Raw genomic sequence first — 23,985 nt, forward strand, 5'->3', positions numbered from 1 at the left:
TCGAGGTCTGAAAGTTCAATAGGTGACCCAAATGAACACCACCCTCATCGCAGTCATCGTTGGAATCGCCGCCTTCTGGGTTATCCTCTACGCCCTCTTCGGCAGAAGGGAAGAGAAGGAGGAGGGCCTAACGGTCGATCTTTTCATCGCCATGTGGAGAACGAAGAGACTGCTCGGGTTCATCGACGGTCTCGCGCGCAGGAGCAGACGCTTCTGGAAGGTCTACGCGGATGTCGGAATCGCCCTCGGCTTTATGGGCATGGTTTACGTCTTCTATGCACTCCTGAGAACTGCACTGAGGACCATCCAGAGCGGGGGGGCGGGCGGAGGTGTACAGCTCGTTATCCCCGGAATAACCATACCCCTCTGGTACGGCCTGATAGCCCTCGCCGTCGTCATGGTGGTCCACGAGCTGAGCCACGGAATAGTGGCGAGGGCCGAGAACCTGCCGCTGAAATCTGTGGGTCTGGTTCTCCTCGCCGTCATACCCGGCGCCTTCGTCGAGCCGGACGAGGAGGAGCTTGAGAGGGCCTCCCTGCGCACCAGGCTGAGGGTTTACGGCGCCGGCTCACTCGCCAACGTTACAACGGCCCTCATAGCTGTTTTGATCCTCAACTTCGCCATCTCACCCGTTCTTCAGCCATCGGGAATCCTCGTGTCCGGCGTGCTGGAGGACGGCCCGGCCTACGGTATCCTTCAGAAGGGGGATGTTATAGTCGCCATGGACGGGGTTCAGATAAGGGACATGGAGAACTTCATAAACTTCATGAACGGGACGAAGCCGGGTCAGATGGTCACGCTCACGATCCTCAGGGGAGGCCAAGAGCTGAACCTCCAGCTGAAGCTCGGGGCGCATCCTGATAACCCGGAGAAGGGTTACATAGGAATCTACCCCGCGCAGAACGTGGTCTCAAAGGTCGGAGCCGACTGGCTGGTGCTGCCGCTGTTCTTCACCTTCTACTGGATATACGTACTCAACATAGGCATCGGGCTTATGAACCTCTTCCCGCTCGTCCCTCTGGACGGCGGGAGGATGCTCGACGACGTGTTCAAACGCTACCTGCCGGAGAACGTCGCGAAGCCGGTCAGGTACTTCACCATAGGGGTGGGCCTCTTCCTGCTGGCGCTCAACATCCTCCCTGCAATAATGAACCTTGCGGGATAGCGCCACCCAAGTGCACCCCATCCCCATCTTCTTCCGGCGGCTTGAAGCCAACCTTTTTAAGAGGCGTTCCCACCCCCCTCCGGTGGGAGGATGAAGTGTTCAAAGTGCGGCCGTGATGCAGTCTATCACGCGCGCTACACGGGCAGGTACTACTGCAGAAAGCACTTCAACGAACTAGTGGAGAGGAAGTTCAAGGAGACCGTCAAAAGGTACCGCCTCATAGAGAAGGGTGAGAGGATAGCCGTGGGCGTGAGCGGTGGAAAGGACAGCGTCGTTCTCATGCACCTCCTGGCGAAGCTGCGTGAGAAGTTCCCGTTCGAGCTGATCGCGATAACGATTGACGAGGGGATAGCAGGATACCGGCCCCCCAGCGTCGAGATAGCCAAAAGGAACGCGGAGAAGCTGGGCATAGAGCACAGGGTCTATTCATTCAAGGAGTACATGGGCTTCACCCTGGACGAGACAGTTGAGATTATGGGGAGCTTTGAAAAGGGAGAGAGAGTCGGGGCGTGCTCCTACTGCGGCGTCTGGAGGCGCTGGCTCCTCAACTACGCGGCGAAGGACGTCGAAGCAGACAAACTGGCGGTCGGCCACAACCTCGACGACGAGGTTCAGATGTTCGTCATGAACATACTGCGCGGCGATGTGGCGCGCCTCGGGAGGACGGGCCCCTACTACGAGGAAATCCACCCGGAGCTCGTTCCGAGAATAAAGCCCCTCCGCGAGATTCCCGAGAAGGAGATAGTCCTCTACGCGGTTCTGAACAACATAGAGGTTGATTTCAGCGAGTGCCCCTACGCGGTCGAGGCCTTCCGGGCGGAGATAAGGGACTGGATAAACGAGATGGAGGAGAGGCACCCGGGGACGAAGTACCAGATACTGAGGAGCTACGACAAGCTGTTCCCCCTCATAGCGAGGACGTACACCAAAAGGACGAGCGAGCTGAACCGCTGCAAAATCTGCGGCCAGCCGACGACGGGAGAGATATGCAAGGCCTGCCAGTTCCGCCTGCAGGTGGAGAAAAAGGCCAGGGAGAAAGGGCTGACCTTCAGAGTTGAGTGAGCTAAACAACCATTTATAAAGGGCCGTTCAGTATACTGAACAACCTTTATAAAGGTTGAGTGAGTAAACGCTACCATGGACGAGAACCTCGCGCGGGTCATTGTTGAGTGGCAGGAGAACTGGACGCCGGAACTAATCGAAAGGGACTTTGACTTCTCCCTGATTCCCGAAAGGCCAAAAAAGATCATCACTTTCGCAGGATGCAGGAGAACGGGCAAGACATACCTGATGTTCCAGCTGATAAACTGGCTTTCCAATAAAATACCCCGGGATGAGATTTTTTACATCAACTTCGAGGACGAGAGGATAGAGAAGAAAACCGAAACGCTCACCGAGCTTATCCCCACAATCGAGGAGCTATTTGGGAAGAAAGAAAGGCTTTACCTGTTTCTCGATGAAATCCAAAATATTCCGGGATGGGACTCATGGGTCAGACGGGTACATGACTCAAGAAAAGACGTGAGGCTCTTCCTGAGTGGTTCTTCTTCAAAGCTATCAAGCAGGGAGATACCCACATCGCTCAGAGGTAGGGCCCTCACATTCGAAGTCTTCCCGCTGAGCTTCCCGGAGTTCCTCCGCTTCAAAAACTTCGAGGTGCCAGAAAGAGTCGAATTCAGCGGGAAGAAAAGCCAGCTCCTAAACCTCCTGAGGGAATATCTTCTCTACGGGGGCTTTCCGGAGGTTGTCCTCTCCGACGATAAAAAAATAAAAGGCATGATAGTCAGGGATTACTTCAACACGATTATTGCGTTGGACATTGTCGAAAGGTACCGGATACGGAACCCAGAGGAGCTGAGGGCGCTTCTCAGGTTGCTTCTCAACTCAGAGTACTTCAGCCTGAGCAAAGCTGAGAAAACTATGAGAAGTCTCGGATATTCGGTCAGCAAGGCAACTCTGGCCAACTACCTCCGCTACCTGAACGAGTGCTACTTCACCTTTCCTGTAGAAGTGTACTCACCCAAGGTCAGGCTGAGAATCCAGCACCCCAAGAAGATATACTTCGTGGACACGGCTTTCCTCACGTTCCTGAGCGTGAAGTTCAGCGACAACATCGGCAGGCTCATGGAGAACGCGGTCTTCATCGAGCTCATGAGGAGGGGTAGGGAGGTTAACTATGCCTTCGGCGAAAACTGGGAGGTGGACTTCGTTCTGCCAGAGGAGGAAACGTTGATTCAGGTGAGCTACGACGTTTCGAGGCCGGAGACACTAGAAAGGGAACTCAAAGCTCTGAGGAAGGCAAAGCGACTCTTCGGGTGGAAAAATGCAAAGCTGATAACGTGGGACGTTGAGAAGGAAACGGACGGAATCGAAATAATACCCCTATGGAGGTTCCTCCTTGATTATCGAGACCGCAATTTCACCGGAGGAACTTGAGGAGATAAGAAGGAAGAGCGGGGCAGAGGTTAAGCTGACGGTTCTCGGGAAAATCGAGAGAAACGGCATACCCCTCAGCAGGGTTCTGATAGAGGGAAACGAAAGGGAAATCGAGCGCTTCATGGAGAGGCTCCGCCTGGCGAGGGCTGGGGGCTAGCTCTGAAATTCAGAGAAAGACCCGGATATAAATAGCAGAACGCCCTATTCTCAACTGGTGATGTGTATGGAGGAAGTTAGGGAACTGAAGACAGTCCTGGAGAGGGTCGAGGGCAAGCTGATAGCGGCGGGGAAGATGTACGGAGCGATGAACTTCGCGGTGTGGCTCGTTATCATGAGCCTCTACTACGTCATAATGGGCATACTGGACCTGCCGTGGCAGTTCAACCTGGTCTACTGGCCGGCGGCGTTTATAGTCGCGATGAAGTTCACGGGCAGCGTGTGGAAGAGGTACGTAAGACTGGCCGGGATAGCGGGGAATTCCTGGAAGGAAGGAGCGGCAATAATGGGAGTTTGGATTGCGGGCGTACTTCTCGGATGGGTCGTGGTGCCGCTGGCCCTCAACAAGCCGGTCGATACAGAGATAGGCGTTGCCCTGCTCACGTTCATCTCGTTCTCCGTGGGGGGTATGTTCGCACTTACGAGGGAGAGGGAAATGATCCCGGCCTTTGGGATACCGGCCATCCTCATACCCTTCGCCTACAGCACCCTCTCCAACGCAACCGTGCTGGCGGCCTTTGGAATCGCCCTGGGCTTCAGCCTCACAACCCTCTGGTACCTCCACTCGGCATTCAGGGCAATAGAGCGGTGATACCATGGAGGCCCTCCGAGAGCTGAGCAGGAACCACACGCTCGGAAACCCGGTTAGATTAGGGGTGATGCTCTACCTGCTCCCCAGGGGGAGGGTGCTCTTCCGGGACCTCCTGGAGGTCCTGGAGGTAACCCCCGGCAATCTTGACTCGCACCTTAAGGCCCTCGAAAAGGCGGGCTACATCGAGATTTACAAAGTGATAGCGGACAGACCGAGGACGGCCGTGAGGATAACGGAGAAGGGAGCGGAGGAAACAGGGGAGTATCTGAGGGCCCTGAAGGAAGCGCTATCACTCATTCCCGCGGAGGACTGAATGGATAGCCCTTCTTCGTGACCATCCAGAGCCCGAAGAGGGCGCCCAGCTGTTCCATCAGGACGTCCCTTATCTTGTTCGGTATCGTCTCCTTCAGTATGCCCTCCGTGAAGTGGCTTCCAAACCACTCGGCTATCTCCCAGCCCACGCCGATTACCAGCAGGAGCGCGAAGGAGTAGATGATCACCTTTCTCCACGGCATCTCACTGAAAAGCTCCCTGAGGATGCTCACGAGGAAGAGCCAGAGGACGAGTCCCCCCAGGGAATGGCTTATCATGTCCACGTTCCGGCAGGCGACGTTGAAGAGGTCCACGTTCGTGAACGGAACGTTTACGAGGGATGCATGGGCCGCGAGGAAAACCGAGGTCATGGCGGTGATGCCCTCGTTGTAGAAGGGGCTGAGAAGGGCCCCGAGGGTCCCATCCGGCCGTTTGTACTTTCGGGGAAGCCACAGAACGGCGAGAAGGTAGGCTATCATCCACGAAGTCCTCAGTATGTGGTCAACCCTTCGGTAATAGAGGCCGGTGAAGAATCCGATGACAAGCACGAATATTGATACCAGAACAACCTTTTCTTCCCGGTTTATACCCACCACCAGTCCTGGACGATTTTCAAACTACTTAAGCCTTTCGATGCTCCGCCTTGGCTTCCTCTTCGGCCTTCCTCTTCAGCTCCTTCTTCCGCTCGAGACGGTACTCCTCAACCAGGCGGAGCATCCGCTCGACCTCCCTCTCCTCGTCCTCCAGCCTCCACTTCTCCAGGAGCCCATCAATGGCCCTCTCCAGGGTCTCGCGCTCCACAACCGCGAACTCATCGACGCGCTTGACGTCAAGCTCCTCCGAGGTGAAGAAGGGCACGTGGGCCTCGCGGAGCACCTCAGCCACCGGCTCCGGAACCGGTTTCTCCGTTATGAGGGCCCTGACGCCCTTCTCGACCAGCTCCTCGGCGATCGCCTTTCCCGCCCCAGCAGGGTTCACCACGAAGAGTATATCCCCCCTCCTGATCCCGACCTCGCGCTCTATCCTCTCAAGCTCGCGCCAGCTCAGAACCTCCATAACCTTGAGGGGGACCGCGCTCCCCCGTATCTCCACAACGTTCATGCGCTTTACCTGCACCAGGTCCCTGCTCAGACGCTCTATGACGGATTTGGCCTCCCTCAGTTGTTTCTCAAGCATCTCTATGCGCTTGACCTTCGCCTCCAGCTCGCGCTCCCTGAGAACCTTCCGCCTGATTTCTTCATCGTAATCGACGAGCTTCCGCTCGAGTCTGCCTATAGTCTTCCTCTGCTCGCGGATAATCCCCTTCAGCTCCTGGTTTTCCCTCTCCAGGAACTCGATCCTCCTCTCAAGCTCGCGGATTCTCCTGAGGTACTGCTCAACGTCCGGGCCCTGCCTCCTGGTCTCCTCCGTATTCTCCTCCGCCTTCGGCCTCTCGCGGAGCGCCACCCTCTGCATGGCCTCCCCGAGGTTGTAGCCCTGTATAACGAGGGCCTTCACCTCGTCGGATTTCTTTATCAGGCCGGCCTCACGCAGTCTGGCAGCCACGTGTTCCAGCTTCGGCTTCAACCGGAGGTAGGCCTTGTAGGCGGCGGCCAGAGCATCGCGCTGGTGGTCATCCTCAACGGTTATCCCGAGGTCCCTCAGCAGTTCGTTCTTGTCCTGAACGCGGAGGCTCTCCCTGGGAACGAACAGGTTGGCCTTGAAGGAGCGTGCTATCTTCTCCACGAAGCCCGGGGCGGGGGAGACGTCGGTGGCCACTATGACCGGGTGGCCGACCTCGCTGATGAAGCGGAAGACCTCCCCAACCGGCATGTTTCTCTGGCTGTGGAGGGCGACTATCCTCCCATTCAGGTCTATGGCCGCTATACCGACCGTTATCCCCGGGTCTATGCCGACTATGATGCTCCTCCTCTCGCGTATCGCCTCCTCGCCCTTCAGGGGGGCGAAGCCGAGCTCAGCCCTTTCAACCGGCTGAATCCTCACCTCAACGTCCCCGCCGCGCGCGGGCCTTATCAGTCCAGCCAGCTCCTCTCTGGCCGCGTAGACCCGGAACTCTCCCCTGGCCAGACCGTAGTCCCGCTCCTCCGTTTCGAGGTCGAAGGGTATATCCGCCCTTCTGAGCCTGTCCTCTATCTCCCTCACCCTATCCCTGACGAGGTTGTGAACGCGCTTTCTGTAGCGGTCCTGGCTCCAGCCCCCCTTGCCGTGGCTCCTTCCCCGGGTGACCTTGATTATAACCTCGTCCTCGAAGGCGAGAACCTCGTAGCCAACCCCCCTGCTCGCGAGGAGTGCGGAGAGCCTGGCCTCCTCGTAGGGGTCGAAGCGGTCGCCGGTCCTTATGCCGTGCTCCTTCGCGAGGCTCTGGAGAGAGCGCTGCTCTCCCGGCCTTCCGGTCACCTGAACGAGCTTCGTTCCGGACGGAAGGGCGCGGAGAAACTTCCTCAGGTCCTCGCCCAGCTCGGTGACGCTGTCAACGGCGACCATCTCCGGCCGCTTCGACTGGATGAACCGAATCAGCCTGTAGAGTGTGAACTCGCCCTTCCTCTCCAGCCTGCCGTTGAACCAGCTCACCACCGCGAACTTCTTCGGGTTCTCACTTATCACATCAATGCCGAGGATTAGAATAGGCCTCACCCTCATGGGCTTTGTAGGGGGTAGGAAAGAGGATTTAAAAAGGTTTCAGACCTCAAGTGAGGTCCTAACGGCGACCTCAAATGCCCGCGTTATGGTTTCCAGGGCCATAGAGGGCCGCGGTTTTTCCAGGGCCTGCTCGTGGATAAAGGGCACGTGGATGAAGCCAGCCTTTGTTTTCATCCCCGCAACGGCTATCGTGTGGAGCGCCGTGAACATGGCGGCGTTGCAGACGTAGGTTCCTGCAGTGTTGGAGACCGCCGCAGGTATGTTCTCCCCCCTGAGGGCAGCAACGATGGACTTTATCGGTAGGGTCGCAAAGTACGCGGCAGGAGCGCCCTCAAAGACCGGCTCGTCCTCGGGGGCAAAGCCCTCGTTGTCCGGCATCTTGCTGTCCATCACGTTTATCGCGACCCTTTCAACGGTCACGTTGGGCCGTCCCCCCGCCTGACCCGTCAGGATGACCACGTCGGGGCGCTCCTCCACGATAAGCCTCGGCAGAATCTCCCTGACGCCCCTGAAGGTCACAGGCAACCTGTGTTTTATCAGCCTCGCCCCGCTTATACTCTCAGGAAGCCGTTCAACCGCCTCCCACGACGGGTTTATCTCCTCTCCCCCAAAGGGCTCAAAACCGGTTATGAGAACCTTCACCCCAATCACCGGGAAGGTTAGGTTTTTAGGGTTTAAAAACTACTTCGGACGAGGGGTGAGGATGAAGTACGATGTTCTCATCATTGGTGGCGGGCCCGCGGGCAACTACCTTGCGAACCTGCTCGCCAGGGACTTCAGCGTTGCCGTAGTCGAGAAGAAGGGTGCGTTTGGAGGTAAAGCCTGCACGGGCATCATCGGGGCGGCGAACTACGAGAGGCTTGGCCTCCCGGAGGAGGCTGTACTAAACGAGCTCCGCGGTGCGGCCTTCTACTCACGGATCCAGAGCTTTGAGATAGAGAGGAAGACCCCCCAGGCATACCTGGTGGACAGGAAAGCCCTGGAGAAGAGCCTGGCCGAAAGAGCCGCCCGGAGGGGCGTGGATTACTACATGGCCACGACTTTCAAGGGGTTCAGGAACGGGAAGGCGGTACTCCAGCACCTGGGGGAGACCCTCGAAGTTGAGGCAAGCTTCTACGTTGGGGCGGACGGCGTTAACAGCTCCGTTGCCAAAGCCATCGGGGCCAGGACGAACGCGGAGTTCCTGAGCGGCTATGAGGTGGAGGTCGTTGGGGAGTTCAGAAAGGACTTCGTTGAGGTCTGGGTGAACAAGGACATGAACGAGGATTTCTTCATGTGGGTTGCGCCGGTGAACGAGGGGCTGGCGAGGGTCGGAACCCTCGGGAGCATCGAGGCCCTCAACCGCTTCCTCAGGGTGAGGATGCTCAAACCAACCTCCATAGTCGAATTCAAGGCGGGTTCGGTTGGCTTCGGCTGGAGAAAGCCGTGGGTGAGGGGCAACGTGGCACTGCTCGGGGACGCGGCGCTGCAGATAAAGCCGACCACCGCTGGGGGAATCGTCTTCGGGATGCTCTGCGCACGCGCCCTCAGGGAAGCCCTGATGGTGGGGAAGCTGGACGAGTACGAGAGGCTCTGCCAGGAAATACGGAATCAGATAAGCTTCGGAATGCGCTTCAGGAAGATTTTCAGGGGAATGAGCCAGGAGAACATCGAGCGCGTCTTTGAGGTTCTCGGAAGCGCGGAGGCGAAGGAGGTCATAGAAGGGCAGGCGGACTTTGACGACCACGTGAAGACCGCGAAGGCGATACTCAGGAGGCCGAAACTCCTCGCAAAGCTCATAAGGATAAGCCCATCGATAGTCCGCTACCTCGTCTGAGGTCCAGGGGTGATGGTATGGCAACGTGGAGGATGGGTCTGCAGGAGGAGTACCTGAAGGCGATAGCCGAGGGAAGGAAGAGGATTGAAGGCAGGCTTTACGACGAGAAGAGGCAGGGGATAAAGCCGGGGGACGAGATAATCTTCGAGAACAAGCTGGTGTGCGTCGTGAAGGACGTGAGGGTTTACTCCTCGTTCAGGGAGATGCTGGAGAAGGAGGGCCTTGAGAACGTCCTCCCTGGAGTGGAGAGCGTCGAGGACGGTGTTAGGGTGTACCGCCGCTTCTACTCGGAGGAAAAGGAGAGGAAGTACGGGGTGGCGGCGATAGAGGTCGAGCCGGTGGCGTGGGTTGGAGAGCCCTTACAATAAGCCACCCAAGACGATCTCTACTCCTCGAACTCCCTTTCAATCTCTCACCGATGGATTGACGTTTGAGGAAATACTTGAAAACTATCCCCCGTTAACAGAAGAGGACCTGAGGATCCTTCTGAAAAGTTAAAAAGAGAGGTCAGAGGTACCTCTCCTTCACCCACTTTACGAAGTAGTCCGGGTTCAGCTCCTCGCCGATGGCCTTCTTCAGGAGTTCCTTCGGCGGGTAGATGCTTCCGTGCCTGTGGATTCTCTCGCGGAGCCAGGCCTTTATCGGCTCGAACTCCGCGTTGGCCACCTTCTCCTCGAAGTCCGGGATGTCGCGCTTCATGTGGTAGTATATCTGCGCCGAGAGGAGCGTTCCTATGCTGTAGGTCGGGAAGTAGCCGACCGTACCGTGCGCCCAGTGGATGTCCTGGAGGATGCCCTCTGCGTAGGTCTTGGGCCTTATGCCGAGGAGGTTCTCCATCTCGTCGTTCCAGAGCTCGGGGAGGTCCCTGGCTTTAACGCCCTCGTTGAGCATCATGCGCTCGAGTTTGAAGCGGAGGAGTATGTGGAAGTTGTAGGTGACGACATCGGCCTCGGTCCTTATGAAGTCCGGCCTAACCAGGTTGAAGTACAGGTAAACGTCCTCCGGAGTGTAGTTCGCCATGAAGGGCAGGTTCTCCTTCAGGACCGGGTAGATGAGTCCCGCGAACTCCCTTGAGCGGCCGATGATGTTCTCCCAGAAGCGGCTCTGGCTCTCGTGGATTCCAAGGCTGACGCCACCGACTATCGGGCTGAACATGAACCTCTCGTCCTGCTGGAGCTCGTAGAGTGCATGACCGAACTCGTGGACGGTGCTCAGAATCGTCCTCCTGAAGTCGTAGCCCTCGTAGCGGGTGGTTATTCTAACATCGCGGATTCCGAACTCCGTCGTGAACGGGTGAGCCGAGACGTCCAAGCGGGAGCGGACGCCGAGCGGGAAGCCGAACTTCTCGAGGATCCAGCGGTTCACCTTCTCCATCTGGGCCTGCTCATAGCGCTCGTTCTCGAGCGGGTGGCTCTGGGGAACCCTGCCCTCCTCCATTATCTTCTCAACGAGCGGTTTCAGCTCCTTCTCAAGCCTGTCGAACATGCGCTCGACGTCCCTTGTCGTGGTACCCTCCTCGAACATGTCCAGAAGCGCGTCGTAGGGCTCGTTCTCATAGCCGAGGTAGTCGGCGGCGCGCTTGGCGAGGTCTATAATCCTGTCCAGCCAGGGCTCGAACTTGGAGTAGTCGTCGCTCTTCTTGGCCTCCTCCCAGGCCTTGGTGGCCTGACTCGTGACCTCGCTCATCTCCCTGAGGAACTCCGGTGGGAAGGAGCGGCTTATCCGTATGTTCCTGTCAAGAACCCTGACGACGCCGCGCTCGTACTCGTTGAGGTCCTCCAGGCCTTTGGCCTTCTCAACGAGCTCGACGAAGTCCGGTTTGAGCAGAAACTCCTGGCTGAGAACGGAAAGCTCGCCCTGGGCGACGGAGCGCTCGAGGATTCCCTCACCGGGCATGTTGACCTCCATGTCCCATCCGAGGACGCTCTGGGCGTGGCCTATCGCCCATATCCTGCGGTACTTGCCGAGAATCTCCTTTACAGTCTCGTTCTGGAAGACGCTCTCCATGGCAATCACCCCGTATCACTTTGAAGAATTTTCGGGGGCAGTTCTTTTAATCTTTTCGATGTCCATCTAAACGTGCGGGTAGAAACCGATTACTACGACCGGAAACCGCTTAAAGGGATGGCCGTAGTCAGTGAAAAAACAAACCCTCGGTGATGAAGATGAAGCTCGACCTGGTTGTCCTGGGACACGTTTCCATTGACCACATCATATTCCCCGGAAGGGATGAGATACTCCTGCCCGGCGGAGCGGCCGCTGCCGTTGCCACCTCCGCGGCCCTGGCCGGCGCTAAAGTCGGTCTCGTCACAAAAGTCGGCGAGGACTTCCCGAGGGAGTGGCTCGAAAAGCTGGCCTCCATCCTCGACGTGCGGGGTGTCCAGGTGTTGCCGGGAAAGACCATCCACATCTACATGATTTATCACGAGGACGGGAGCGTGGATGCCCCCGTGGAGATGGGCGTCGCCAAGAGAATGGGCGAGACCCCGATTCCCGAGGAGTACTTAGACTCAAGCGTGTTCCACATCGCACCCATCCCCCCGGAGGAGCAGCTTAAAGCCCTCAGAAGGCTCGAAGGGAAGAGGATAAGTCTCGACTTTAACCCGACGTACATGGCCGACTACCGGGAGAAAAGGGACCTCATGAGGGAGGTAGTCTCGCGCGCCGAGGTGGTCTTCCCAAACGAGAGAGAAGCGCTCGTCATGACCCGCGCGGAGAGTGTCGAGGAGGCCGCGGCGGCCCTCCACGAATGGGGCGCCGAAATCGTGGCAGTAACCAGGGGCGAGAGGGGGGTTCTCATCTACGACGGGGAGTTCAGGGAGTTTCCGGCGCTTCCAATAAATGAAAACGAAATCGTGGACCCCACGGGCGCCGGAGACGCCTTTGCCGGCGGTTTTCTGGCCGGCTACGCCAGGGGGAAGCCCCTGGAGACCTGCGTAAAACTCGGACTGGAGCGGGCGAGGGAGGTTCTGAAGAAAAAGGGGAGCTGGAGCGTCTAATCCGTCGCCAGCCTGACGAAGACGTAGAGCACAACCAGCAGGAAAGCGGCCAAAGCGGTGACCTCGAGCCTCGGCAGGAGGGGCGACAGGGAAAACATCAGCAGGTACGTGGGGAAGGCGAGGGCTATCGCCGCCAGAAGGATGGCGTAGTGCTCCAGCGGCGCCCGCTCCCTGTCAAGGTGGGCCATCTCTATGACCAGAAGGGCAAGGGCCATAACCGCCAGGCCGTAGAAACCGCCGGTCCGGGTGTAGATTAGGAAGGCCCCCACGGAGATGAAAAAGAGGGAGCCGATGAAGTACCACTGGATGCCCATGATGGCCAGGGGGAGCAGGAGGAGGGTGCGGCGGTCTATCAGGGCCAGCAGGAGGAAGAGCGGAACCAGCGGCGCAAGGGAGTAGAGCCTTCTTTTTATCCTCATACCACAGCCACCTCCGCCACGGCAGCCTTCAGCGGCCTCCTGACGTCCCAGTCTATTATCCTCCCATAGCCCGCCATCTTCCGCAGTATCGCCTTTCTCCGGAGACTCAGGAGCCTCAGCGCCAGCTCCTCCTCGCGGCTCTTTGGCTCAACCGCGGTGTATGGGTCGGGGCTTATGACGACGACGTTGTAGCCGAAGGATGACATTATCCTGAGCGCATCCCTGCTCTCCTCGGTGAGGAGCGGGGAGAAATAAACCAGCTGTGCCCTCGGCGGGAAGTGGGAGCGTATCAGGTGCTCGACCTGGTAGGCTATCATGTTGTTCTTGTCCGGCCTCGCGGTGCTGAGGAAGTCGATGCACTTGAAGAAGTGCCTCTTGCCGTAGTCCGGGCGGACCCAGAGGGGCACCTCCTCCGCCAGGAGCAGGCCGAAGCTGGTTCCGCTGTTGAGGGCGTTGAGCATGAGCGAGGCGGCCGCTCGAATGAGGTTGTCGAAGACCAGCTCCCCGGTGTAGGAGGCATCGACTATGAAGATGACGTCCACCTTGCGCTCGCTCTCGTACTCGTTGGCCATTATCCTGCCGGTCCTGGCGGTGGCCTTCCAGTTGATTATCTTGAGCGGGTCCCCAGGCTGGTACTCCCTGATGGCGTGGAACTCGACGCCCTCACCGACCCTTGGACTGGGCAGGGAGCCGACGGTTATCTTGGTTCCCCTCGTGGAGTAGGGCGTGGGGACGTCCTCGATTATGGGAACGCCTATGAGCTCGGTGTAGAGGTCGAACTTCTTCGTGAAGTGGAAGAAGCCAAAGGGGTCGCGGTAGCTCAGCTCGACCCAGTTGAACTCGTGGATTCCGCGCTTAACCCTGACGCGGTAGCGGAGCTCCCTCAGCTCGCCTTTCCTCAGGGACAGCACCCACTCGGTTCTCCCGTCCACCAGCTCAAGCCCCTCGGGAAGGTCCTCCCTGACCTTTAGGCTCGGAATCCTCTCACCGGCCCGTATCCTGAGCACTATCTCGATCTCAGTCCCCTCAAGGAAGCGGTTGTGGGGGATAACCCTCTCCAGCTCGACGTCCATCTTGGGCTTGAAGAAGAACACCGCAACGAAGACGAGCCACAGGGCCGGAAGGAGGAGGTAAACCAGCTCCCAGCGGAGCAGGAGGAAGGCGATGAGGACAAGAAGCCAGAGGGCCAGGAAAAGCTCCTCGGCCTTCTCCGTTGGGACCATTCTCCCCTCTGGCCCGGCGTCCCCGGCAGGTTCCTTCCCAAGTTCAACGGGTGTTGGGGTTCTTGGAACCGGCTGCACCGTTTCACCTCACTCGAATTTAGGAACCGGAACGCGCTCGAGGAGCTTCCCCATTATGCTCTCCTGGCTCACCTTGGTGTACCACAGCTCGCGCTTGAGGATGAGCCTGTGACTTAGAGCCGGAACCGCCACGGCCTTGACGTCGTCCGGAATCACGTAGTCCCTGCCGTTGAGGGCTGCGTAGGCCCTGGAGAGCTTGAGCAGGGCCAGGCTTCCCCTCGGGGAGGCACCTATCTCTATCTCCCTCTTGTCCTCCCTCGTGGCGGTGACGATGTCGGTTATGTACTCCAGTATGGCGTCGCTGACGTAGACCTCCTCGACCGCCCTCTGCATCTCGACGACCTCCTCCGCGCTCAGGACCGTCTGGACGTCCGGTTCCTCCTTCTTCCTGGCCATTCTCCTGCGGAGTATCTCTATCTCCTCCGCCCTCGAGGGGTAGCCGACGCGGAGGCGGACGAGGAAGCGGTCGAGCTGGGCCTCCGGGAGGGGGTAGGTTCCCTCCTGCTCTATCGGGTTCTGCGTGGCTATTACTATGAAGGGCCTGGGCAGTGAGTAGGTGTTCCCCTCAATCGTGGCCTGCCTCTCCTGCATCGCCTCGAGCAGAGCGGACTGTGTCTTCGGTGGGGCGCGGTTGATCTCGTCCGCCAAGAGAACGTTTGTGAAGACCGGCCCCTTCCTGAACTCGAACTCGAGCGTCTTCTGGTTGAAGACGCTCACTCCAAGTATGTCGCTCGGGAGCAGGTCCGGCGTGAACTGAACGCGGGTGAACTGGACGCCGAGGGCCTTTGCGAAGCTCTTGGCCATAAGGGTCTTGGCAAGCCCAGGCAGGTCCTCCAGCAGGACGTGGCCGTCGGCGAGTATCGTGGTCAGGATAAGCCTCAGCACCTCGTCCTTTCCAACTATCGCCTTCCTTACCTCCCCAAGGACGGCGTTACCTTTCTCGTGTATCTCCTCCACTTTCATCCAAATCAGCCTCCACAATCTTAAGGGCCTTCTCAAGGTTGTCGAGAAAATCCCCCTCCGAGCAGAGGGTTCTTATAGCGTCGTTCGGGTTCGTGATGAGTGAGTGATAGGTTGAGTTGTAGTCATCGGACAGTGTGGCGTAGATTTCCACTATTTTCTCCTCCACCAGTGAGCGGGCGACCCTGCCGGTTCTGGCCTTCCGGAGGAGGGAAACGGTTCTATCCACGTCGGTCTTCCTCTCAACCCTCTGCTCGCGGTCCCGCCTCCGCCTCGCCACGTTCATCTCGACGCCGAACAGAAAGAAAGCCATCACTGCCCCCAGGAATAGAACTGCCAGCCACCTGACCAGGTAGGAGCCGGCCAGTGTGGCCGCGAGCACAAGGACGGAGCCGATGATGAGGAGGACCTTATGAAACCTCATCCACAGCACCCCTCATCTTCCTGTAAAGCTCGAGCGCCTTCTCCGCATCCTCCCACGTGACCTTCTCCGGGGCGTACTTTGCCTTCTCAAAGAGCTCCGTTATGCCCCTGAAGGGCTCCCTGAAAATTTGAACCCTCTCCGCGTGCTCCCAGTGGGTCCAGCTTTCCTTATACGGAACGCCGAGTATCTCGAGCCAGAGGACGGCGTTCTTGTATATCCCGACAACCGCCTCCCTCGGGTCGCTGAACATTTCCAGACCGAGTTCCTCCACCTTCCTGTCGAAAAGCTCGGCCCTGCGCCTCATCTCCTTAAGCTTTCTCTTCCTGAGGGCCTCGCGGTAATAGGTTACGGCGAAGTAGGACAGGCCCGCGAGGAACAGAAGCGCCGCGCCGTAGAGAACGTAGCTCGAGGGAGCACCCGAGGGAGGGGCGGCTGAAACGGTGTCGTTGTGGTAAACCGGGGCGGAGGGAGTGGCAACACCGGCGGTCGTGTTGTTGAGGGAGCTGTTGAACGTGAGGTTGGAAGGAACATCAACCGCACGGGTTCTTTCCAGGTAGTAGAGTATCCCCAGAGTGCCCGCTATCGCGAACGCCCAGGCCATGAGGTAAGACCTGACGTTAACGGGATACTTTTTCTTGCCCGGCGAAAGGTCCCTCCAGCTCAGGAGGACGAGAAAGATGACCAGCAGGGAAACGACAACGATTGCGAGCAGCAGAACGCCGAAGGACGGGGCCTCGCTCCTGTGAAGTCCGGAGTTTTTAACGCTGTAGCCCATCATAAGGGTCATCAATGTGAAGAGCAGGGCGTAGAGTGCCGCGAATTTTACCCTGATGGACATTTTTATCAAGGGTGGTACGAAGGGCAGGTTTAAAAGCTTTTACCCCGAGGTAAACCTTGGGTGGTAGCATGGAGAAGATGCCGAGGCTCTACGTGGAGGCTCCCGCGGAGGAGTGCATCAAAGACGGAAAGGTCACCAGGGACTGTGTGATAATCCAGGGAAGCGTTGAGGTCTGGCTGAGAAAGGATGAAGGGGTTCCCGACTTCGTGGAGGCGGAGAAAGCGAAGTTCCTGGCGAAGGAGGTCTACGACCGCTTTTACATGTACGTGGACGGAACGGAGGGAAGGATGCTCGCCGACGCGGTACTAATCCTCCCCGACGGGAGAACCAGGATATACCTGAAGAAGGGCGACGAGCTGCTCATCCTCCCCGTGGAGGGCTATACAAAGACCATCATAGCCAACGTCGGCAACCGCGTGAGGAGGGGGGACGCCTTCGCGGCGGTGACGACGAAGAAAGGAGAAGTCCACTACCTCAAGCCACCGAAGACGGGAACCGTCGTCTTCATAGACGAGATAACCAACAGGCCGCACTACGTGTACTACATTCTGCCGGAGGAGTGAGGGGCTCACCCCTTCCCCATCCCCGCCATCATGGCCTCTATGCTCGACTTGAGGGCCAGCTTTATGCCATCCAGGGTGTCCATTCCCTTAAGCGTCCGGGTGTTGTGGGCGCTGGTTATGATTATCGACCACTTGTAGAGGTCCTCCTTGACCGGAACGCTCTGGAACATGGCGATGAACTTCTCCCCGCCCACCGAGACCTCGAGTATCTCCACGTCCGTCTCCCCAAGCTTCGTGGAGTAGACTTCCCTGGCCTCGAGGTTTCCATATTCCTTACTCAGCATGTCAGAAAGGTATCCCATGTCAATCACCAACAGTATATAGTGCAATGTCCTTATATACCTGTCGTGCCTTCCGAAAGGAGACACCAAAAGCGTTATAAGGCGCGGGAGTAACCCCCCTTGAAGACAGTTTTGGAGTTGAAGGAAATGAAGATTGAAGCTGGAGATTTTGTGGTGTTCCACTACGTGGGCAGGTTTGAGAACGGTGAAGTTTTTGACACGAGTTACGAGGATATTGCCAGGGAAAACGAGATATACGTCGAGGAGAGGGAGTACGGTCCGCTCGGCGTCAATGTCGGTGTCGGCGAGATAATCCCCGGCCTCGACGAGGCGCTGATTGGGATGGAGATCGGCGAGAAGAAGACCGTCACGATTCCGCCGGAGAAGGCCTACGGCATGCCCAACCCGGAGCTGGTTATAGACGTTCCCCTCACCGAGTTCACCAACATAGGGATGGAGCCGGTCGAGGGCATGTACGTCATGACCGACTCGGGGATAGCAAAGATAGCCAAAGTCGGGGAGGAGAGCGTCAGTCTCGACTTCAACCACCCGCTCGCCGGAAAGACCCTCGTGTTCGAGGTCGAGATAGTGGACATAGAGAAAGCAAAAGAAGAGCCCTCAAACGGCGAGGCCGACGCCTGAGGCTCCCTCGTAGACTATAACTCCCATTATGGCAAGCAGCAGGCTGTATTTCAGCCCTGCTGAGTACTTTCCTTCTCTTATGACCCCTATTCCAAGGCCCGATGCTATGGCCTGGAGAACGACAAACCCGAGGAGTATGTTCTTCACGGTCTCCACGGGGAGGTTTATGTCCCCGACGTTCATTGAAACCATTATCTGAGCGACCACACCGAGGATCAGCGGGCCTATGATGCCGCTCGTGATTATGAAGAACATCACCTGCATTCCGGTCGATGCCTTCCTCTCCTGCTTGATCCTCAGTATCTCCCTGACGTCGTTTCCAACGAAGACCAGAACGTCGCTCATCGGGGCACCCCTCTCAAGGGCCTCGATGATGATCATCATCGAGCGATATATGACCGTGGACTTCCTGTTCCTGATGGCGAAGGATTTGAGGGCGTCAACGGTGGGGCGGCCCTTCTTTATCTCGGCAACGGTTTTTCTGAACTCGTCCGTTAGCGGTCCGAACTTGGCCGTGGTCAGCTCCTCTAGGGCCTCGGAGAAGGATATACCCGCCCTGAGAGAGCTCGCGAGGTAGAAAAAGGCATCGGGCAGCATTCTCTCCATCTCTTCAGTGCGCTTGCTGACCCTCCAGTAGGGATAGCCGAAGGCCATTAACAGGAACACCGCCAGGAACGCCGCCAGAGAGTACATCCACGTGGAGGCCATGTACGCGAGGAGACCAGTTATAACTCCCATCAGAAGGGAGACAACGAGGTACTCTGCCGCCAGGAAGTTTATGTTCGCAGAGTATATGAAGACCTCGTACCGTTTCATCCATTTGGGTGGAATCAGCCTCTCGATGATCGATACCAGCACCGATGAAAGTCCAGCCATCAGAGTCACCTCGGTTCTCCCTTCTTGATCATGTTGATTATTATCATCGATATGGCGGGGAACGCGAACAGCAGGATTACCGCCAGTGTCTCAGGGGGCATTATCAGCTGTCTTGCCATGACAGAGCCGGCGAGGATTCCAACCACGAACATTGTGGGCATGACGATAGTGAGGAACATGTATATGAACGCTATACCGTTGACCCTCTGAACGTACTCCACGAGCTTCATCCTGTACTCGAAGGCGAAGTCCTCGGCCAGTTTGTAGAGTATCTCGGAGAGGTTTCCACCGAATTTGACCGCCCTCAGTATCTGCTTAACGACCCTGCTGACGTTTTCCGAACCCATCTTCTCGTCAAACTTCATGAGGGCATCCTCGAAGGAGGAACCCGTCCTCATGTCCCTCAGCACAAGCTCAAACTCCTCGGAGATAACGCCGTAGTCCGCACGGGCCACGGAGAGCATCGCCTCCGAGATACCAACGCCGGCGCTGAGGAGGGAGGCCATGTGTCGGAGGGCGTAGGGCATGCTTCTCTCAACCTCGGCAACCCTGCGCTTCCACACCATCTTGGGGTACTGCCTCATGTAGAAGAAGCCCCCGATGAACCCCAGAACACCTATCAGGGCGGATGTTTCAACGGGCATGTAGAGGAGGTAGGCGAAGATGAAGCCGAATATTCCCGCGAATATCGCGACGGCCAGTATCAGGGCGACGTACCTGTCGGGGGGAGTAAGTATGCTTGCCCTGTAGAGATCCTGGTCGAGGCCCTTAAACGAGGAGGTCATGGACTCGATCGGGCCCCTGAAGTAGCGCAACATGGTATCGGCGAGCCTGTCAGAGAACGGGCGCTGTATCTCTTTCTTCCTCCATTCGATGATCTCCTCCATCTCCTTCTCCGTCTCGCCCTCCGCCTTCTCCGCCTCGATCTCCTTCTGGAGCTCCTTCAAGGCCCTGAGCCTTTCCTGAACGCTCTTGCCCTGGGGGATCTTTCTCACGGGCTTCTCGGCCACCTCTATGGTCTTCCCACCAAGGCGCTCCAAAAAGTTCGTGATGACTCTAACGATGCCCACGATTACCACCCTTAGATTATATTCTTAATCTGCCTGCTGGTCTCAAGACTGCCCTCCGCGGCTATCTTCTTGAGCAGCGCCTCCTCGTCTATGTAGAACTGTCTGATGTAGTGACCCACCTTCTCGATGCTCCTTATTCCCTGCTCGACCATCCAGTCGAGGATTATCTTCCTCTTTTCCTTCTCCAGCTCCAGCTCGGATACGCTCATACCGGTGTGGTGGGAGAGGGTGTTCAGTGTCCTGCTCGGCACACCCGTGGGGACCAGCTCATCCTTCGCCGGGTCGTACTTGTAGAGCTTGTTGAGCTGGACGCTCTCGGCCTCGATGCCAGATATCTCCGCTATCTCGGTGATGCGCCTTATGGTGCCCTTCTTCCTGCTGTGGAACCTGACCTGCATGATGACGATATCAAGTGCGGGTATCATGATCCTGGGAACGGACATTGGGGGACTCTCGAGACGGACTATCGTCTCGCGGGCGCTGTTGGCGTGGATTGTACCCATACATCCATCGTGACCGGTGTTCATCGCCGTAAACATTGTCCTCGCTTCCGGACCACGGACCTCACCGACGATGATTCTATCGGGACGCATACGGAGGGTGTTCTTAACGAGGTCGTCCATCGTGACCTCTCCCTTGCCCTCGACGTTCGGCGGTCTGGTCTCAAGCCGGATCCAGTGCTCAACCGGCAGCTGAAGCTCCGCGGTGTCCTCTATGGTGATGACGCGCTCGCTCGGCGGGATGAACATTCCGAGTGAGTTGAGGGTGGTGGTCTTACCGGAACCGGTACCTCCAGCGACGAGGACGTTGGCGGGCTTGACACCGAGTCCATCGACAAAGATCCAGAGGAGGGCCGCTATCTCAGTGTTCATGGTACCGTACTTGATGAGGTCTATGATGGTGAGCGGGTCCTTCTTGAACTTACGGATGGTTATGGTCGGCCCGTCAATGCTTATCGGCGGTATGGTGGCGTTCACACGGCTTCCATCGGGAAGACGGGCATCAAGGAGGGGGCTCTGCTGGTCTATCCTCCTGCCGACCTCCCTGGCTATGCGCTCGATGATGTTCAGTATCTCCTTCTCCTCATCGAACACGATGTTGGTCTTGCACATGTTGAAGCGCCTGTGCCAGACGTAAACCGGTCTGTTGTTTCCGATGACCATGACTTCCTCAAGGTTGTCGTCGCGGACGAGGGGGTCCAGCTTGCCGTAGCCTATCATTGACTGGACTATCATCTCGGCGAGTATCTCCACCCTGCCCTCCGAGAAGTGCGGAGCCTCGTCCTTTATCATCCTCCTGACCGCGTTCATGAATACCCTCCTGCGCTCCTCGGCGTTGGGGAACGCGGAGGGGTCTATCTGGAGCTCGGTTATGGCCCTGTCCTTGACCCTCAAAAACAGCTCCTCTTCCTCGCGACTGAGCTTGGGGAGGCGTATCTCGTACAGGGGGACGGGCTCTCCCTTGACCCTCAGGATACGCACGTTGCCGTACGCGTCAAGAACCTCTGCCCTTCCAGCGTAGGCGGTCTCTTCAACGCGCACGGAGGAACCGAGGATATCCTGGAGGGTGGATGGAGGCTTGGGCTTCGGTGCCGGCTTCGGCTTCTCCTTGGGCTCCTCTTCCTTGACCAATATCTCACCCAGGATATCGGCACCGGTGGGTCTGTTCTCCGCCGCCTCCTCGGGGGTCGTGGGGGTGCTCAGGATGTCCTCCAGGTTTACCCCGCCACCACCTTTGACGAAGGGAACACCCTCTTCCTTATCCTCCTTCTCCTTCTTCTCGTCCCCCTTCAGCATGTTCTCAAGCAGGTCATCTTCCCCATTGAGTATCTCATCGATCCATGAGAGGCTTTCTTTCTTCTTTTTCTTCTCATCGAACACAGACTCTCACCGCCCCTCAGCAGTCCACTCCACGCGGTATTTTATGTCAACTCTATTACCCATGAAGATTATCCAGACCGGGAAGTCAAGACCCGCCTCCCTCGGGGGCTCAACCTCCGGGGCACCAACCGTGACCCCCGTCAGGAGGGTGCCCGAGAGCTGGAACATGTTGGACGTGCTCGGGAGCTGCTGGGGTTCCCTCCTCTTCGGCGGCTCCAGTCCCTTGTACCTCCATACGAACTCGTCCATATACTCCCTGTAGGTCATCGTGTAGTTGGGGGTGAAGTTGTACACCCTGGCATCTTTGAAGATAACCGGTATCGCCGCGGCAAAGAACGTGTTGAATACGCCTGCCCTGTTCGGGGCGTTGGTGAGGCGGAAGGTGACGGTTCCCTCGTATTTGAGGATCTTTATGTGCCCGTCGTTCATCGGGAACATGCTCCTCGTTGAGATAACCTTCGGAGTGTTCACCAGCTGGGGATACGCCACCCCACAGCTGAGCATAGAAATGTCGTCCGGCACCTCTATGTGGCCACCGTAGGTCAGATTGCCTCCAACGACGTAATAGGTAACGTTGGTTATTTTACCGGAGTCGCCACAGATGGACTGATAGTCCGAGGTCTGAAGGAGGTATGAGTTGTTGTAGGGTATCCTGAAGTTGACGACCACAGTCTCATAGGGCATAACCCAGAAACCCAGATAGTAGTTCAGGGACGTTCTATCAAGACGGGAGGGAGCGTGATAGGTGGTGTTTCCAATGCGGAAGGAGACCATATACTCATCGCGGGAGAGCCTGAGAACGTGAAAATCGTAACGGGGGTTGACTATCACGAACTTGGGGAAGGGCGCGGTGTTTACAAGGGTAACGTTGAGGTCCACCATGACCTCCCCGAGGATTCCAATGTTGTTGTAGGGCTTCTGGTCAGGGGTCTGGCCGGGGAGGTTGTAGGTCTCCGCACTAACCAGAGAAGAAGCTAACAAAAGAATAAAGAGGGTCGCTACGAGGCGCTTCATGCCGACCACCTCAGGTTGCAATCTTAGCTATGTAGAGGTACTGCTGGTTGGAGAGTATGTCGGGCACGAATATCGAGGGTACCCTGACGACCACGAGGAACTGGGAGTTCGGGTCGAGCACGAGCATTCCCGACTCCTTCTCGAGGTCAACAACCTCCCAGCCGTAGGCCCTGAGCTGCTCCTTGACCTCATCGCTGGCCTGTATCTTGCCAGCGGCGATCGCCTTGAGTATCTCGGTGAGGTCAACGGAGTAGCTGTAGCTCGCCGAAGCGCTCTGGCTGGCGCTCTGACTGTTGGTGTAGGTGTCGCTGGTGGTCTGGCCATCGCTTATGGTGGTGTCGCCGGGGGTGTAGGTGGTGGAGTGGTCCTCACTGTACTGGGTGCTCGAGGACGTACTGGATGAGCTGCTCTGGCTCTGGGCTTCACTGACTGAGATAATGCCAGCATCCGTCGGCAGGAGTACCAGCTGGACGTAGCCCTCGTTGGCTATCTCCTTGAACTGTGCGCTGGTGTCGTTCTTGGCAAAGACCATGATCTTGTCTCCGGGTGAGAGGAAGGCACCGTTTATCCTATCCCTCGAGAGGACAAGGGCTATATCCACGTACTCGACCTTGTAAACCTGGTACTGCATGAGCTCCCTGTAGTCAAGTATCCCGCCCAAGATTGCCTTGGCGTCAGCTTTGCTGACTATCCTCCTGACGGATTCCCTCTCGAGGATGACCTCCTGGCCGGGGATTATATCAATCCTGTGGTAGTAATAGTCCCTCCAAAGCTCGAGGAGGTACGGGGACGGGTCGATGGAATTCACCTGCTCCACGGTCTCCGCGCTCTCAACCTGCGCCTCGAGGCTCTTCATGGAGTCAATAACGTTGGCCCTCACGTCATCGGGAAGCGGCATGGCAAGGAGACCCTGGAACTCGGTCTCTATGTCACGTATCTTCTCCGCCTTGGTCTGGTTGAGAATCCTCTCGTACTTCAGGCGCTCTATCCTCTGGAGGCACGAGTTGTACTCGTTCAGGGCCTGATCGTAGGCTCCCTTAACGTCGATGGCATTGAGCTCATCAACAGACTGGGCCGAGTTGATGGCATTGATGAGGTTCTTTCTTATCTCTATCGGCTTCTGGGTGCAGTTCCTGGACTGGTTGATGATGTCTCCCCTGAAATAGGTATACACCTCTTTGAGCTTCTGGTTCTTCTCATTGGCAAGCTGTTCCGCGGCCCTGTTCTGCATGTAGAAATACGCACCCACGGAGATTATGAGAATGACAATAATGACTATCGCGGCGCCGGTGAGAATTCTTTTCCTTCTCTCCCTCTCCCTAATGCTCCCCACAGGGCGGGGCTTCTTGGGGGGTTTCTTGACAGGGGGGGCAGCGGTTTTTGGAACCTCGGGCTCCGCGCTGGCTTTACCCAGCTCCCTCAAACGGCGAATCTTCGCCTCGATATCCTCGGACACGTTGAGCACCACCATCAATCGTTATCATAACTGGCTTCTTATATCGAATAGTTTTTTGAACTTCAATCTTTATTTAGGTTTCGGT

27 protein-coding genes are annotated in these 23,985 nt (G+C 57.4%); 12 read left to right on the plus strand and 15 right to left on the minus strand.

The window, feature by feature from the left end; translation table 11 throughout:
* Positions 1-31 precede the first annotated feature (31 nt).
* From GQS_RS06855 to GQS_RS06880, 6 genes are all read left to right on the plus strand, one after another.
* A complete protein-coding gene (locus GQS_RS06855) occupies positions 32-1,165 on the plus strand; it encodes a site-2 protease family protein (protein ID WP_014012949.1) in 1,134 nt (377 codons plus the stop codon).
* Between the two features lie 90 nt (positions 1,166-1,255).
* Entirely contained in the window at positions 1,256-2,227 is a 972-nt protein-coding gene (locus GQS_RS06860; protein ID WP_014012950.1) for a TIGR00269 family protein, read from the plus strand.
* A gap of 75 nt (positions 2,228-2,302) precedes the next feature.
* Positions 2,303-3,601, plus strand: a complete 1,299-nt coding sequence (locus GQS_RS06865; protein WP_014012951.1) for an ATP-binding protein — start codon at positions 2,303-2,305, stop codon at positions 3,599-3,601.
* Positions 3,564-3,758 carry a TIGR04140 family protein gene (locus GQS_RS06870; RefSeq protein ID WP_014012952.1) on the plus strand — a complete coding sequence of 65 codons (195 nt, stop codon included), beginning with the start codon at positions 3,564-3,566 and terminating at the stop codon, positions 3,756-3,758. The genes GQS_RS06865 and GQS_RS06870 overlap by 38 nt, the downstream gene beginning before the upstream one ends.
* Before the next feature lie 66 nt (positions 3,759-3,824).
* The gene (locus GQS_RS06875; RefSeq protein WP_014012953.1) at positions 3,825-4,409 is read left to right on the plus strand and encodes a hypothetical protein; all 585 of its coding nucleotides are present in this window, start codon (positions 3,825-3,827) and stop codon (positions 4,407-4,409) included.
* A gap of 4 nt (positions 4,410-4,413) precedes the next feature.
* Positions 4,414-4,722: a transcriptional regulator gene (locus GQS_RS06880; RefSeq protein WP_014012954.1), complete on the plus strand. Its 309-nt coding sequence runs from the start codon at positions 4,414-4,416 to the stop codon at positions 4,720-4,722.
* Here GQS_RS06880 and GQS_RS06885 read toward each other — a convergent pair.
* Genes GQS_RS06885 through pcp form a run of 3 tightly spaced genes read right to left on the minus strand, consistent with a single transcriptional unit; the run spans position 4,703 to position 8,003 of the window.
* Complete coding sequence (locus GQS_RS06885) at positions 4,703-5,317, minus strand: hypothetical protein (RefSeq protein WP_014012955.1); 615 nt, start codon at positions 5,315-5,317, stop codon at positions 4,703-4,705. The two genes, GQS_RS06880 and GQS_RS06885, sit on opposite strands and share 20 nt — an antisense overlap.
* Before the next feature lie 25 nt (positions 5,318-5,342).
* The gene (locus tag GQS_RS06890) at positions 5,343-7,361 is read right to left on the minus strand and encodes a DUF460 domain-containing protein (protein WP_048056546.1); all 2,019 of its coding nucleotides are present in this window, start codon (positions 7,359-7,361) and stop codon (positions 5,343-5,345) included.
* 39 nt (positions 7,362-7,400) lie between these two features.
* The gene (gene pcp, locus GQS_RS06895; RefSeq protein ID WP_014012957.1) at positions 7,401-8,003 is read right to left on the minus strand and encodes a pyroglutamyl-peptidase I; all 603 of its coding nucleotides are present in this window, start codon (positions 8,001-8,003) and stop codon (positions 7,401-7,403) included.
* Between the two features lie 61 nt (positions 8,004-8,064).
* Here pcp and GQS_RS06900 point away from each other — a divergent pair, with 61 nt between their 5' ends.
* From GQS_RS06900 to GQS_RS11145, 3 genes are read left to right on the plus strand one after another with little or no spacing between them, the layout of a single operon-like run.
* Complete coding sequence (locus GQS_RS06900; protein WP_014012958.1) at positions 8,065-9,177, plus strand: NAD(P)/FAD-dependent oxidoreductase; 1,113 nt, start codon at positions 8,065-8,067, stop codon at positions 9,175-9,177.
* Positions 9,178-9,194: 17 nt separating this feature from the next.
* Positions 9,195-9,545 carry an ASCH domain-containing protein gene (locus tag GQS_RS06905; RefSeq protein WP_014012959.1) on the plus strand — a complete coding sequence of 117 codons (351 nt, stop codon included), beginning with the start codon at positions 9,195-9,197 and terminating at the stop codon, positions 9,543-9,545.
* 55 nt (positions 9,546-9,600) lie between these two features.
* Positions 9,601-9,675 carry a hypothetical protein gene (locus GQS_RS11145; protein WP_369782829.1) on the plus strand — a complete coding sequence of 25 codons (75 nt, stop codon included), beginning with the start codon at positions 9,601-9,603 and terminating at the stop codon, positions 9,673-9,675.
* A 9-nt stretch (positions 9,676-9,684) separates the two neighbouring features.
* Here GQS_RS11145 and GQS_RS06910 read toward each other — a convergent pair whose 3' ends face one another.
* Positions 9,685-11,184 carry a carboxypeptidase M32 gene (locus tag GQS_RS06910; RefSeq protein WP_014012960.1) on the minus strand — a complete coding sequence of 500 codons (1,500 nt, stop codon included), beginning with the start codon at positions 11,182-11,184 and terminating at the stop codon, positions 9,685-9,687.
* A gap of 158 nt (positions 11,185-11,342) precedes the next feature.
* On the opposite strand from GQS_RS06910, the gene GQS_RS06915 reads away from it, so the two are divergent.
* Positions 11,343-12,176 carry a carbohydrate kinase family protein gene (locus GQS_RS06915; protein WP_014012961.1) on the plus strand — a complete coding sequence of 278 codons (834 nt, stop codon included), beginning with the start codon at positions 11,343-11,345 and terminating at the stop codon, positions 12,174-12,176.
* Here GQS_RS06915 and GQS_RS06920 read toward each other — a convergent pair.
* Genes GQS_RS06920 through GQS_RS06940 form a run of 5 tightly spaced genes read right to left on the minus strand, consistent with a single transcriptional unit; the run spans position 12,173 to position 16,118 of the window.
* A complete protein-coding gene (locus GQS_RS06920) occupies positions 12,173-12,595 on the minus strand; it encodes a hypothetical protein (protein WP_014012962.1) in 423 nt (140 codons plus the stop codon). The two genes, GQS_RS06915 and GQS_RS06920, sit on opposite strands and share 4 nt — an antisense overlap.
* On the minus strand, positions 12,592-13,896 hold the full coding sequence (locus tag GQS_RS06925) for a DUF58 domain-containing protein (protein WP_014012963.1): 1,305 nt from the start codon (positions 13,894-13,896) through the stop codon (positions 12,592-12,594). Before GQS_RS06925 ends, GQS_RS06920 begins: the two co-directional genes overlap by 4 nt.
* A 9-nt stretch (positions 13,897-13,905) precedes the next feature.
* Positions 13,906-14,859, minus strand: coding sequence for a MoxR family ATPase (locus tag GQS_RS06930; protein WP_014012964.1), 954 nt, complete (start codon positions 14,857-14,859; stop codon positions 13,906-13,908).
* Positions 14,828-15,280 carry a hypothetical protein gene (locus GQS_RS06935; protein ID WP_014012965.1) on the minus strand — a complete coding sequence of 151 codons (453 nt, stop codon included), beginning with the start codon at positions 15,278-15,280 and terminating at the stop codon, positions 14,828-14,830. The genes GQS_RS06930 and GQS_RS06935 overlap by 32 nt, the downstream gene beginning before the upstream one ends.
* Positions 15,267-16,118, minus strand: a complete 852-nt coding sequence (locus GQS_RS06940; RefSeq protein ID WP_014012966.1) for a DUF4129 domain-containing protein — start codon at positions 16,116-16,118, stop codon at positions 15,267-15,269. Before GQS_RS06940 ends, GQS_RS06935 begins: the two co-directional genes overlap by 14 nt.
* 68 nt (positions 16,119-16,186) lie before the next feature.
* Between GQS_RS06940 and GQS_RS06945 the strand changes: the two genes are divergently transcribed.
* Positions 16,187-16,681 (plus strand): DUF2118 family protein, encoded by a 495-nt coding sequence (locus GQS_RS06945; RefSeq protein ID WP_014012967.1) that lies wholly within the window; start codon positions 16,187-16,189, stop codon positions 16,679-16,681.
* Between the two features lie 5 nt (positions 16,682-16,686).
* Here the strand turns inward: GQS_RS06945 and GQS_RS06950 are convergent, their stop codons facing one another.
* Entirely contained in the window at positions 16,687-16,983 is a 297-nt protein-coding gene (locus tag GQS_RS06950) for a hypothetical protein (protein WP_014012968.1), read from the minus strand.
* Between the two features lie 126 nt (positions 16,984-17,109).
* On the opposite strand from GQS_RS06950, the gene GQS_RS06955 reads away from it, so the two are divergent.
* Positions 17,110-17,604, plus strand: a complete 495-nt coding sequence (locus GQS_RS06955) for a peptidylprolyl isomerase (RefSeq protein ID WP_014012969.1) — start codon at positions 17,110-17,112, stop codon at positions 17,602-17,604.
* Here the strand turns inward: GQS_RS06955 and GQS_RS06960 are convergent.
* The 5 genes from GQS_RS06960 to GQS_RS06980 are packed head-to-tail and all read right to left on the minus strand — an operon-like array spanning position 17,581 to position 23,915.
* On the minus strand, positions 17,581-18,480 hold the full coding sequence (locus GQS_RS06960) for a type II secretion system F family protein (RefSeq protein WP_014012970.1): 900 nt from the start codon (positions 18,478-18,480) through the stop codon (positions 17,581-17,583). The genes GQS_RS06955 and GQS_RS06960 overlap by 24 nt on opposite strands.
* Before the next feature lie 5 nt (positions 18,481-18,485).
* A complete protein-coding gene (locus GQS_RS06965; protein ID WP_014012971.1) occupies positions 18,486-19,550 on the minus strand; it encodes a type II secretion system F family protein in 1,065 nt (354 codons plus the stop codon).
* 11 nt (positions 19,551-19,561) lie between these two features.
* Complete coding sequence (locus GQS_RS06970) at positions 19,562-21,430, minus strand: CpaF family protein (RefSeq protein WP_014012972.1); 1,869 nt, start codon at positions 21,428-21,430, stop codon at positions 19,562-19,564.
* Positions 21,431-21,436: 6 nt separating this feature from the next.
* Complete coding sequence (locus tag GQS_RS06975) at positions 21,437-22,444, minus strand: hypothetical protein (RefSeq protein ID WP_014012973.1); 1,008 nt, start codon at positions 22,442-22,444, stop codon at positions 21,437-21,439.
* A gap of 10 nt (positions 22,445-22,454) precedes the next feature.
* Positions 22,455-23,915 (minus strand): DUF515 domain-containing protein, encoded by a 1,461-nt coding sequence (locus tag GQS_RS06980; RefSeq protein ID WP_083818281.1) that lies wholly within the window; start codon positions 23,913-23,915, stop codon positions 22,455-22,457.
* Positions 23,916-23,985: the final 70 nt, after the last annotated feature.

This window comes from Thermococcus sp. 4557, assembly GCF_000221185.1.
Lineage (GTDB): Archaea > Methanobacteriota_B > Thermococci > Thermococcales > Thermococcaceae > Thermococcus.